Raw genomic sequence first — 11,787 nt, forward strand, 5'->3', positions numbered from 1 at the left:
ACTCGCCCTCGCCGCCGGAATCTGGCACAACTGGCTCCTCGGAACACCCAACAAACGATCCCTCATCGCCTACGACCATTAGGACTCACTCATCTAGGGCGATGGGGAGAATGATCGTGCCGACACCGGCCGCGAATACGAATGTCATCGCCAGGATCTGGCTTCGGCTACGGAAGCTGGAAGCAAAAAGGCCGGCAACATGACTGAGGCGCAGCAAGGGGCCATCAAGGCCACCACACCACCGAGAAACGCTGCCAAAATCGTTGTTGACAGCAAAACTCGCCCCATAACCCAGCTCCAATCACCACCTGCCGGGACAACCCCAAACTACTATCACTCATAGTATTTCAATTTAGCTGAGCATTCCCTCCATGTTGGAGACCCGTCTCGCGTCCGTCGGCACCCGTCAGCGAACGTAAGAAAAGACCCCCATCATGCCGCGGCCGGCGTGATAGGCGTTGTGGCAATGTGCGAGCCATTGGCCCGGGTTGTCCGCTTCGAATTCGAACGTCACCGTCTCGTTGGGCCGAACGATGACCGTATCCTTCCGTGCTCCGTCGCCGGCGATTTGGAAGGTGTGCCCGTGCAGATGCATGGGGTGCCACATCTTCGTCTGGTTGATGATCTTCACTTGGATGCGGTCGTTGACGGCGACCTCGAAGGCGCCCGCGAAGGGGGTCATCATGTCAAAACGTCGACCGTTTATGCCCCAGTCGTACTTTGCCATGGTGCCGGTCAGGCGCATGGTGTGAACGCGGTTGGGCGACCGGGGTGACAGCAGGACGGACTCGTGTGCTTTCAGACGACCGCCGTCGGTGACCTTCCCATCGAGTACGGTGGGCAGCCCGTTCGTATCGGGGGCCGTCCCGGTGCCGGTGCTGATGAGGCCGTGCGCGACGCCTTTCTTGCCCTCTGGTAAAGCGACGACCGGTGTGAAACCGGTCGCGACGGTGAGGATCGCGTCGATACGTTCCCCCATGGCCAGGACGACTGCGTCCACGTCTTGATGCTTGACGGGGAATCCGTCCGCGTGGGTGAGGGTGATTTTCTGTCCCGGCACACCGACCCGGTAAGCGGTGTCGCCTGCTGCGTTGATGATGCGCAGGCGAATGCGGTTGCCCGGGCGGCTGGCAAAGATTTCCGCGTCACTGGTGGTTTTATCGTTGAACAGATGCGCCGGCATCGTCACGTCACCTGCGTCACCGCCGAGGTAGGAGCTGTGGGACCCCATCAGCATGTGCTTCATCGTCATGTCCATCCCGGACATGTTCATTCCCATGGACAGTTCGTCGAGGGCTTCCTGAGGAGTGCCGGTAATGCCGTCGAGCCAGTCGTCCAGCACAATGACCCAGTCCTGGTCGTAGGACAGTGGTTCTTTTGGATCCTCGATGATGAGGGCACCGTAGAGGGCCCGCTCGCGTTGCATTTCGGCGTGCGAGTGGTACCAATAGGTGCCCGGCCGGTTGAGCCGGAACTTGTAGTTGAAGTCGGATCCTGGGGCGATGGCGTTCTGTGTGAGGTCAGGGACGCCGTCGGCGTCGTTTCGGAGCGCCAGGCCGTGCCAGTGCACGGTGGTGGCTTCTGCAAGAGCGTTGGATACGGCAACCTCCAGCCGGTCGCCGACTGCTGCTCGGATCGTGGGCCCGGTGAGGGAGCCGTTGTAGCCCCAGGTCGTCAGCGTCGTACCGGCGACGCTGGTGGCAAACGCCCCGGCGTTCAACTGTTGTGTGCTCCTGCGCCCGGTAGCGGGGCGGCGTGCCTCGACTTTGGCGATCATCGGATCGTCCGGCAGAATCCGGTCGGACGGTCGCGAGTTCGGGGATGGTGTGCTGCAGGCTGCCAGTGCAACCGTGGTCGCCGTGGCGATCGATGCGCCAAGGAAAGTGCGGCGGGTGAGGAATTGGTTCATGGCGGTTCCTTCAAAAGAGAATGGGATGAATGAGCGGGAAGCGTGACGGTGAGCCCTGCTAGATCGGGAGCACAACCCCACCAATCAGTGCTTGCATGCTGTAGATCCACAGTGTCCACACGCCGCTAGCCATGAGCACCCCGATCAGGATCAGCATGGAGCCGCCAACTCTGTTGATCGCGCGAATGTGGCGTTTCAACCAGGCAATCGCACTGGCCATCCAGTTGAACCCAAGAGCGACCAACAGAAACGGGATACCCAGTCCCAGGCAGTAGAACAGGCCCAACAGGGCGCCCCGCCCGGGGGATCCCGTGCCGAGGCTGAGCAGTGAAATGGCTGTCAGAGTCGGACCGAGGCAGGGCGTCCAACCGACGCCGAAGACCAAACCGAGAAGAGGCGCCCCAGCCAACCCGGTGGCCGGCGCGAAACGCGGTTTCACCGTGCGTTGAAACGCAGAGAAAGCGCCGATAAACGCCAGCCCCATGATGATCACGACAATACCGAGCACACGGGTGATCGGATCTTGCCAGCGCACCAGCCAATACCCTGCAGCTCCGAAGGCGGCGCCATAGGAGATGAACACGACCGAGAAACCCAGGACGAACAAGCCGACGCCGATGAGGAGGCGTCGTCGGGTGTGGACGCCCCCTTGACCGGCCATGCCGCCCACGTATGCCAGGTATCCGGGCACCAGGGGCAGTACGCAGGGCGACGCGAAGGAGACAAGACCAGCCAGCAAGGCGATCGGGATTGCAATCAGTAGTTGTCCGCTGAGGACGATTTGGGCGAAGTCTTCACCCATGGCTCCGCCTCATCATCGACGCCCTCATTTCTGCCCTACGGTGTTGCTCGGCGGGGCGTCAACGGCGTGCGTAGAAGCGGCAGTCGGCGGCAGTCCCGTGATCGGTTGTTGAAGCGATGCGCGTTGCCGACCGGGGAGGTACGGGCTTGTTTCCGGTCCCGTGTGGCGGCAGGATTGGACGATGATCAAGATGAGGCCGACGACTGCGACTGCTGCCGCTGTGATCATGTTGATCTTGACGCCGAGAAGTTCAAATTCTGTCGGGTCCAGCCGGAAGGATTCAAACCAGGTGCGGCCCACCCCGTAGATGATCAGGTAGAGGCCGAGGGTCTTGCCCCAGCGGAGGTTGTACTGACGCTCGGCGAGCAGGACGATGATGACGCCGGCCAGGTTCCACAGAATCTCGTACAGGAACAGGGGGTGAAAGAGTGTCTCCGCAGGCAATCCGGTGGGGAACGCCGGTTGGCCTGGGTTGATCTGGAGGCCCCATGGGAGCGTGGTCGGGGTGCCGAAGAGTTCTTGATTGAAGTAATTACCGAGGCGCCCGAACGACTGGGCGAGCAGCATGCCGGGGGCGAGGGCGTCGCCGAACGAGAGGAATCGCACTCCGGCTCGACGGCAGGCAATGTACACGCCGAGGCCGCCGAAGAGGATGGCCCCGAAGATCGCCAGTCCGCCCTCCCACACGTAGAGCGTCTTCCAGAGATCCGCTCCGGGAAAGAAATAGTCGGTTGGATGCGTGACCACGTGATAGAGCCGTCCGCCGAGGATGCCGAACGGGACGGCCCACAGCGTGATGTCCAAGACGATCCCGGGCTCTCCGCCGCGGCGGGTGAGCCGCCGGGACGTCAGGACCACGGCGACCACGATGCCGGTGAGGATGAACAGGGCGTAGAAGTGAATCTGGAACGGCCCGAGCTGGAAGGAGCTGATGTCCGGGCTCGGGATGCTGCTGAGAATGGTCATGGGCGGGGCGTTCTTTCCTGGGTTTGGAGCGGGCGGAGGGCGCTCGGGTACCGCCGTGAAATGGTCATTTGTCTGGCTCGAGTGCGCTTCTGATCAGCGCATCGAGGACGCTCGCGTCGGGGATCCGGCCGAGTATCCGTGCGGACACGCGGCCCTGCTTATCGAGGACGATGGTCGTCGGAACGGCGTTCGGCGCGACCGTTCCGCTGAAGGCCAGTTGCATAGAGCCCGTGTCGGCGTCGATGACAGATGGGTAGGTGATGCCGTAGGTCGCCGCGAAGCCGTGTGCAGTGCTGAGTTGGTCACGGATATTCACTCCCAGGAAGCTGACTCCCTGGTCCTGATATTTGGTCCACAGAGCCTGAAGGTCGGGGGCTTCGGCCCGGCAGGGTGCGCAACCGGCGTACCAGAAATTCAAAACGAGTACTCGTCCCCGATAATCCGCCGGCGTCGTCGTGCCACCGGACTCCAGGGTGCCGGTGAAATCGACCGGCGTCAGCCGATTCGCCGACGCGATCTCGGTGACCGATCCGTCGCCAGCAATGTAGTTTTTGTTGCTGCCGGCCCGGTACTGGTCAGCGAGCGAATCACTCGCGCAAGCGCTGAGCAGTATCGCGGCTGCCACCCCGAACGTCACTGCTCCAACGAGCCGGGTTCTCCACCTGCGATCATCCAAGGGTGATCCCTCTCGCGCTCATGAACGGCACGGGGTTGATTCGGGCGCCATCGACTCGAGTCTCGAAGTGCAAGTGGCATCCGCTGGAGGCCCCGGTCGTGCCGACGAGGGAAATGGTCTCGCCGGCGGCGACCTGCTGGCCATTGCTGACCAGGATCTGGCTGTTGTGTGCGTAGCCGGTTTGAACGCCATTGCCGTGGTCGATGAGGACCCAATTGCCGTAGCTGCCGAGATACCCGGCGAAAATGACCGTGCCCCCGGTCGCGGCCGATACCGCTCGCCCACACCCAGCGGCGATGTCAGTACCGTAATGAAAGGCGCCGACGCCGGCCACAGGTTTGGAGGGGCGCGGGCCGAAGGAGTCGCTGATCCAGCCAGACACGGGAAGCGCCCACCCTTGCTCGCTGAGCTGACCGACGTCCAGAGCCGATCCACCGCCTCCCCCGGACGACGCGGCAGCGCCACCAGCGCCAGCAGCTGCAGCAGCAGCCGCAGCAGCGGAGGCTGCAGCTGCCGCCTCGGCTGCTCGGCGAGCTTCCTCGCCTTTGGCATAATCGGCCTCTGTGGCGGCGCGGTTATCGCTGAGGACCGCGAGTTGCGCTTGGAGAGTGCCTGCGTTCTGCTCTTGTTCCGCGAGCTTTGACATCAGTGCGGCGCTGGCCGTGGTGGCGTCCTTCAGGGTCGTCTCTGCTTCTCTGGCAAGGGCGCCGAGCGCCTCCTTCGCTACCTTCGCCTGGTCGGTCAAGACAGTCGCGGAATTCCGGTCCGTCGCTGCATGTTCGTAGATTGTGCTGGAACGCTCGGTGAGCTTGCTCATGGCGCCAAGCTGGTAGAGCAAGGCGTCGGAGTTCTCGCCCTGGAGAAAGATGGTCATTGAGAGATCGGAAGCGCCCGCGCGGGCCAGCGTCGCGGCCAACCGGCCGGCCTGGCGCTGGGACACGCTGGCGCGCTGAGTGGCGTCATCGGCCTGGCTCTGGAGAGTCGTGGCGCGGTAGGTGGCTTCGTCGAATGCCCCCTGTGCGCGCTCGTACTCAGCACCGCGTCGAGCGGCCAGGTCCCTGGCCGTCGCCACCTCGGTCACGAGCCCGGCGATCAAATCCTTGATCGCCATGATTTGCATTTGCTTCGACGCCTCGCTCGAACGCGCGCTCTCGACGTCTGACCACGACGGGTACCCGCCGGCTGCTGCCGGGGACGCCACGCCGATGACGGCGACCAGCGACAGCGTAGCGATCATCGTTCCGGCCCATTTCACGAGGACCGGGCGTTTGGGCGACTGCGGGTGGCATTTAGTTTGCGCCATTGGGACGTACTTTCTGCGTGAGCCAGGCAAATGGGTCTGTCGGTGCGGAGCCGTCGAGCAGTATCTCGAAATGAAGGTGTGGTCCGGTACTCTGACCGGTCGTGCCGACATTGCCCACGAACTGGCCAACCAGAACAGGTTGCCCAACGCTGAGAGCGAGGGAGCCCTCCGTCATGTGGGCGTAGAGGCTGCTGACAAGCCGCCCGCCGATCATGTGGTCGATGATGGCGTAGACGCCGAGGCCGCTATCGTCGGTCGCCGATACTTCTCTCACCACGCCGTCTGCGATCGCTTGGATGGGAGTGTTCACACCGGGGTTCATGTCGATTCCCTTATGGAAGCTCGAGCACCCAACGCAGGGCGGCACCCGCGGACCGAAGTCCGTCGAGATCGGAACCCCGACAGTGAAGGGCCACTGGATTGGCGAATCCAAGTAGTTGACATACGTGCCAGCTGTTTGGGTATACGCGCCCGGCAAAGGCTTTTTCACTCGTTCCACGGTGAATCCGTCGCGAAGGACAGCGGTTACCGCGCCTGCCTCGTTTGCCGGAAAGGCTTGCGCCGCACCGCCTGTTACTCGGCTCCGTGAGACTGCCATCACGGCGTCTGGGTTCACCGCGAGAGCAGGCAGGGAGACGCTGACCGCGAGGAGCGCGACAAACGTCATCGCGACGCCGCCGAACAATCGATGCCGCGTCGGCGGTCGTGCCGGGCCCGGGGCCCGCTTTTGCCACGACAGGGGTGACCGTGTCCTGCGTCGGCGCGCTTCGGCCGCGCGCAGGAGCCGGCGGGATGTGACCGGTGGTGAGTGCATAAATGTTGTTCCTCGAGATGCCGGAGAGTAGTACCGATGGCGCGCACCAGGCGGCGACGAACCTCAGCGAGGGATCGTCGTGGGCGCGCATGAGAATGAGCGGGGCTCGCTCGCGCGGCGCCCCGTGCGTCAGAGAGTCCTACAGGGTCGCGAGGATGCTTTTCATGACACCGATCTCTTCGGTTTGGGTTGCCACGATGTTCGACGCCATGGCCTTCGCGTCTACGTTCTGGCCCTCATCCACTTCCAGCTGCGCCATCTTGATGGCACCCTCGTGGTGGACGATCATCTGGTTCAGGTAGAGCTTGCCGGCCTCTGCACCGGAGGCCTTGTTGAGCGCCATCATGTCAGCATCGGACATGAGGCCGTCCGATCCGTCGCCCATACCGGACATTCCATCCATGCCCTGGGTGCTGGTCTCGTCGGTACCCCAGTCGGTGAGCCAAGCCTTGAGCTGCTTGATTTCAGGCTGCTGGGCAGCCTTGATCTGCGTGGCAAGATCAAGAATTCGCTGGTCGATACCCACTTTGGCGAGGATGTCGTCGCTCATCTCAACAGCCTGTTTGTGGTGCGGGATCATCATCTGGGCAAACGTCACATCAGCTGGTGCGGAAGCGGCGGAAGCGGCAGCGCTGGACGTGGCAGATGGGGCATTGGGGGCTGTTCCGTTGGTGCAGGCACTAAGCGTGAGCGCCGCGGCCAGGGACGCTGACGTGACCAGATACATACGTGATTTAAGCATTCTGTTTTCCATTCATAGTTAGACCCAAGAAACCGCAGCGCCGAAAGGCGCAAGAAATCCGCGCGGCGACATGACGGCGCGCGGGAGGGTTTGGTTCTAAATACGATTGATGGAAAGTGCTGTCAGACTCGGTCGGTAAATATGGAGTGTCGGGCCGCTGAGGTGACGAACATTGCATCCGCCTGCGTCGAGCAGTCGACGATAGAGGGACGGCTGCCGGGCGAGCAAGATCAGCGAAGCGAGCACGAGCACAATGGTGCAGGTCATCGCGAGGATTGCACAGTCCAGTACGCAGTCAGCGCAGCCGAGCACCCCGATGCGGGCGTGAGCGGCAATGGAGGCTGCCGCGACAACGGCGCCTGTTGCGACAACGCCAGCGCCAGCGCCGACGCCGGGCACAATACCCACATCGGGTGCCTGGCCGGATGCGGTCGCAAATGCGGTCCCACCGGTCTCATGCCCGGCGTGCGTTGAGTTCATGGCCAGAAAACTGAACAGAATCGCGGCCAAGGCGACCATCGCCATAAGCGTGGACCGGAAGGCAGGCTTCCGGAGGTACGCCGCTCGTGTGATGCGATCGAGCTTCATGTCACCTCCGGGTCCATGCCTGTCGCGGTTAGCGTCTCCGTGTATACCCCCCTACAGTATCGACTTTTGCGCAGGGCTACCTGTGAAACCAAAAGCAGCAGGTCAGTCGACGCCTATCGGCACTGCCACGGGGACGCCGGTGGGCGACGCAGTGATCGTCAGGTTGAGGCCGCGGAAGCTGCGCAACCGGAGGCTGTTGCTCACGACGAAGACGGAGGACAACGCCATTGCGCCGCCCGCGATCAGCGGGTTGAGCAGGCCCAACATGGCCAGCGGGATCGCGGCCACGTTGTAGGCGAAGGCCCAGAAGAGGTTGGCCTTGATGGTGGCGAGGGTGCGGCGGGAAAGCCGGATCGCATCCGCTGCCGCCACGAGGTTACTGCGCACCAGGGTCAGGTCGCTGGCCTCGATCGCGACATCCGTTCCGGATCCCATCGCGATGCCGAGGTCGGCGGTGGCCAGCGCGACAGCATCGTTTACGCCGTCGCCGACCATCGCCACGACACGTCCCTCGCCCTGCAACTGCCGGATGATTGCCGCTTTCTCGGCCGGGAGGACGCCGGCCCGGACTTCAGTGATGCCGACTTCTGCGGCCACGGATGCGGCCACGGTCGCGTTGTCACCGGTGAGGAGCACCGGTCGCAGGCCGAGGCGCCGGAACTCGGCGATGGCAGCGGCACTGGTGTCCTTGACCGTGTCGGACACGGCGATCAAGCCCTTCGCGTGGCCGTCCCAGGCCACAGCTACCACGGTGCGACCCTGGTCCTCGAACGATGAGAGCGCCGCTTGGAGTTCAGACGTGAGCGGGATGGCCCACTGCTCGGTCAGCCAGCGCGGCCGGCCAACCAGCACGACCCGGCCGTCGATGAGGACTTGCACGCCGAGCCCGTCGGTCGAGGCGAACGACTCCGGCGCCGGCAGTTCGCCGCTGCGCTCTCGGGCACCGGACACGATGGCTTGGGCGATCGGATGCTCGGAACCGGTTTCCGCCGCGCCGGCGAGGCCGAGGAGTTCCTCTTCGGTGACGCCAGAGACGGGGGCGGTCGCGACGAGGGTCATCCGGCCGGTGGTGACGGTGCCGGTCTTGTCGAGCACGATGGTGTCGACCCGGCGGGTGGATTCGAGCACCTGCGGGCCCTTGATCAGGATGCCCAGTTGGGCGCCGCGCCCGGTTCCGACCAGCAGCGCGGTCGGCGTTGCCAGGCCCAGCGCGCACGGGCAGGCGATGATCAGGGTGGCCACGGCCGCGGTGAATGCCACGACGGGCCCGGCGCCGATGAGCAGCCAGACGGCGAGGGTCGCCAGGGACAGAGCGATCACGATGGGCACGAAGACGGCGGAGACGCGGTCGGCGAGGCGCTGCACCTCGGCCTTGCCGGTTTGCGCCTGCTCGACCAGATGACCGAGTTGGGCGAGCTGCGTGTCGGCTCCGATCCGGGTCGCCCGGACAACCAGGCGCCCACCCGAGTTGAGGGTGGCGCCGACCACGGCGGCGCCGGGGCCGACCTCGACCGGAACGGACTCGCCGGTGAGCATGCTCGCGTCGATCGCCGAGTTTCCTTCGGTGACCGTGCCGTCCGTGGCGATTTTCTCTCCGGGGCGCACCACGAAGTGGTCGCCGACAACCAGGGATGCGGTTGGCACGTTGGTCTCGACGCCGTCCCGCAAGAGGGTCGTCTCTTTCGCGCCGAGTTCGAGCAACGCCTTCAGTGCGGCGCCGGACTGCTTCTTGGCGCGGGCCTCGAAGTAGCGGCCGGCCAGAATGAACACGGTGACCGCCGAGGCGACCTCCAGGTAAATCTCAGCGGCTCCGCCCTTGGGGCTGGCGGTGAGGCTGAAGCTCATGGTCATACCGGGCATTCCGGCGGTGCCGAAGAACAGCGCAAACAGCGACCAGCCGAGGGCGGCGAGCACGCCGATGCTGATCAGAGTGTCCATGGTTGCTGCACCGTGGCGCAGGTTGGTCCAGGCGGCGCGGTGGAAGGGCCAGGCTCCCCAGACAGCGACGGGCGCGGCCAAGGTAAGGGCCAGCCACTGCCAGTTGGTGAATTGAAGCGGCGGGATCATCGAGAGCAGGAGAACGGGGGCGGCGAGCACCCCAGACACGATCAGCCGCTGGCGTAGGCCTGCGACCTCGCGGTCCTGCTCCGTCGGCGCATCGGGGACCTCAGCTTCGGGCGGTCTCGGACGTTCGGCCGTGTAGCCGGTCTCCACGATTACCGCGATGGCCTGCTCGATCGTCGTACCGTCGGGGACGAAAACGCTGGCTTTTTCGGTGGCGTAGTTGACGGAGGCCTCCACCCCGGGCATGCGGTTGAGTTTCTTCTCGATCCGGGCCGCGCAGGAGGCGCAGGTCATGCCTCCGACGAGCAGGTCGACCTGCTGGCCGCTCACGGTGTCGCCGTGACCAGTTCGTAGCCTGCTTCGTCGACGGCGGCAGCCACCGCGGCAGGATTTAGCGGGCCCGCGCTGGAAACGGTGACCAACGAGACACCACCCGGGACAAGTTCAACATCCACGGTTTCGGCCCCGGGGACCCTGCCCACTTCGGCCGTCACGCTCTTCACGCAGTGAGAGCAGGTCATGCCCGACACGTGGAAAGTCGTCGTAACGGCGCCGGACTCGGCAGTACGCTCCGATTTGTGTGTCTGCGACCCGCAAGAGCACGAAGCGTCGGTAAGGCCAAGATCATTCTGATTCAACGACGACATAGTATTCACGATTCCTTTCGTTCCGCGGCGATCGAAGCAACCGTCGGGAAGTACCCCCAGGGGGTAATCTCAATGTATACCCCTGGGGGGTACTCGGTCAACATGAGGCGACGGCAAACAACCACTCAGCGCCCAATTCGTTAGATACCGCCGGGGGGTATAGTTATATCGTTACTCTGCTACTCATATGCAGGCTTCGTTATCCCACGGGTCAGAACAGATCAGGACAAAGACATCGATGAGTGATTCGAACGACGAGGCGGCCCACGCCGGCCCCCACGGATACATCTCAAATAAGGATGCCTACTTGAAGCGACTTCGTCGCATCGAGGGGCAGGCCCGCGGCTTACAGGGCATGGTCGAAGACGAACAATACTGCATCGATATCCTGACGCAAATATCGGCCATGACCAGCGCTCTGCAGTCCGTGGCACTGGGTCTGCTAGACGACCACATGAGTCACTGCGTTGTGGCCGCCGTCGCATCTGGCGGTGAAGAAGGGGCCGCCAAGATCCGGGAGGCCTCGACCGCAATCGCTCGATTGGTTCGCTCGTAGGCTCCCTGCAGCTAACCTTTCCTGCCAGTCGCTGGCCTAGGCCAGCGACTGGCCTTGCCGGCGCAGCCGTCTTCGACAGTCCGCCGTTGGCCGCGGGGGCGATCGTCACTGTGGGCTGCATCAATCATCATCACAGCAGTCGGCACGCCGGAGCCAGTCTCGCGAGCTCTGGCCCATCTCTGTGAGCCGTAGGGCAGAAACCCCACAGCCGCCATTGCAAAACCACGCTCAACGGTCACCCATCCGGAGACTCGAACCAAGAACATCACGTTTCACGTCATGTCCATCGACACTTCGCCCTGGCCGACTCGGCAATCCGCGGGAAATCGGGCGAAAGGGGCAACGCGGAACCGATTCTTCGTCCGGATAGCGAGATTCAGACGTGGCTCAACAGGGTCGCACAAATGACAAAACCCCCCCCGAATGACCGGGGGTTTCACTCAGTGCTGGGGTACCTGGACTCGAACCAAGAACAACTGAACCAGAATCAGTCGTGTTGCCAATTACACCATACCCCACTGCCCGTTCCGAAGAACCGGCCGACTCGTAACTCTAACCCACCTTGCCGGGCGGTACAAATTCAGGGCCGAATTCGATGGCGAGAACGTGCCGCCGGCGATCCGGGCGGAGCCGGGCGGAGCCGGGCGGAGCCGGGCGGAGCCGGGCGGAGCCGGGCGGAGCCGGGCGGAGCCGGGCGGAGCCGGGCGGAGCCGGGCGGAG

The 11,787-nt window shown here is 63.8% G+C and carries 12 protein-coding genes and 1 tRNA gene; 1 reads left to right on the top strand and 12 read right to left on the bottom strand.

What is annotated here, in order from left to right; genetic code table 11:
• Nucleotides 1–85: 85 nt before the first annotated feature.
• From E3T37_RS15165 to E3T37_RS17675, 11 genes are all read right to left on the bottom strand, one after another.
• The gene (locus tag E3T37_RS15165) at nucleotides 86–301 is read right to left on the bottom strand and encodes a hypothetical protein (RefSeq protein WP_174844105.1); all 216 of its coding nucleotides are present in this window, start codon (nucleotides 299–301) and stop codon (nucleotides 86–88) included.
• A 105-nt stretch (nucleotides 302–406) separates the two neighbouring features.
• A complete protein-coding gene (locus E3T37_RS15170; RefSeq protein WP_134368112.1) occupies nucleotides 407–1,909 on the bottom strand; it encodes a multicopper oxidase family protein in 1,503 nt (500 codons plus the stop codon).
• A gap of 58 nt (nucleotides 1,910–1,967) precedes the next feature.
• Entirely contained in the window at nucleotides 1,968–2,711 is a 744-nt protein-coding gene (locus E3T37_RS15175; protein ID WP_134368113.1) for a cytochrome c biogenesis CcdA family protein, read from the bottom strand.
• A gap of 24 nt (nucleotides 2,712–2,735) precedes the next feature.
• A complete protein-coding gene (lgt, locus tag E3T37_RS15180) occupies nucleotides 2,736–3,677 on the bottom strand; it encodes a prolipoprotein diacylglyceryl transferase (RefSeq protein WP_134368114.1) in 942 nt (313 codons plus the stop codon).
• A 64-nt stretch (nucleotides 3,678–3,741) separates the two neighbouring features.
• Nucleotides 3,742–4,314: a TlpA disulfide reductase family protein gene (locus E3T37_RS15185; protein ID WP_241976046.1), complete on the bottom strand. Its 573-nt coding sequence runs from the start codon at nucleotides 4,312–4,314 to the stop codon at nucleotides 3,742–3,744.
• A 31-nt stretch (nucleotides 4,315–4,345) separates the two neighbouring features.
• Nucleotides 4,346–5,590, bottom strand: coding sequence for a M23 family metallopeptidase (locus E3T37_RS15190; RefSeq protein ID WP_134368115.1), 1,245 nt, complete (start codon nucleotides 5,588–5,590; stop codon nucleotides 4,346–4,348).
• Nucleotides 5,591–5,642: 52 nt separating this feature from the next.
• On the bottom strand, nucleotides 5,643–6,323 hold the full coding sequence (locus E3T37_RS15195) for a M23 family metallopeptidase (protein ID WP_160141129.1): 681 nt from the start codon (nucleotides 6,321–6,323) through the stop codon (nucleotides 5,643–5,645).
• Nucleotides 6,324–6,609: 286 nt separating this feature from the next.
• Nucleotides 6,610–7,212 (bottom strand): DUF305 domain-containing protein, encoded by a 603-nt coding sequence (locus E3T37_RS15200; protein WP_166789039.1) that lies wholly within the window; start codon nucleotides 7,210–7,212, stop codon nucleotides 6,610–6,612.
• Between the two features lie 96 nt (nucleotides 7,213–7,308).
• The gene (locus tag E3T37_RS15205) at nucleotides 7,309–7,800 is read right to left on the bottom strand and encodes a hypothetical protein (protein ID WP_134368118.1); all 492 of its coding nucleotides are present in this window, start codon (nucleotides 7,798–7,800) and stop codon (nucleotides 7,309–7,311) included.
• A 102-nt stretch (nucleotides 7,801–7,902) separates the two neighbouring features.
• Complete coding sequence (locus E3T37_RS15210) at nucleotides 7,903–10,158, bottom strand: cation-translocating P-type ATPase (RefSeq protein ID WP_134368122.1); 2,256 nt, start codon at nucleotides 10,156–10,158, stop codon at nucleotides 7,903–7,905.
• 32 nt (nucleotides 10,159–10,190) lie between these two features.
• Nucleotides 10,191–10,511, bottom strand: a complete 321-nt coding sequence (locus E3T37_RS17675; RefSeq protein ID WP_134368119.1) for a heavy-metal-associated domain-containing protein — start codon at nucleotides 10,509–10,511, stop codon at nucleotides 10,191–10,193.
• A gap of 238 nt (nucleotides 10,512–10,749) precedes the next feature.
• Here E3T37_RS17675 and E3T37_RS15220 point away from each other — a divergent pair, with 238 nt between their 5' ends.
• Nucleotides 10,750–11,067, top strand: a complete 318-nt coding sequence (locus E3T37_RS15220; RefSeq protein WP_134368120.1) for a metal-sensitive transcriptional regulator — start codon at nucleotides 10,750–10,752, stop codon at nucleotides 11,065–11,067.
• Nucleotides 11,068–11,513: 446 nt separating this feature from the next.
• On the opposite strand, the gene E3T37_RS15225 is transcribed toward E3T37_RS15220, so the two are convergent.
• A tRNA-Gln gene (locus E3T37_RS15225) sits at nucleotides 11,514–11,585 on the bottom strand.
• Between the last annotated feature and the right edge of the window lie 202 nt (nucleotides 11,586–11,787).

The sequence above is a fragment of the Cryobacterium sp. TMT2-10 genome (genome assembly GCF_004403075.1).
Taxonomy (GTDB): Bacteria; Actinomycetota; Actinomycetes; order Actinomycetales; family Microbacteriaceae; genus Cryobacterium; species Cryobacterium shii.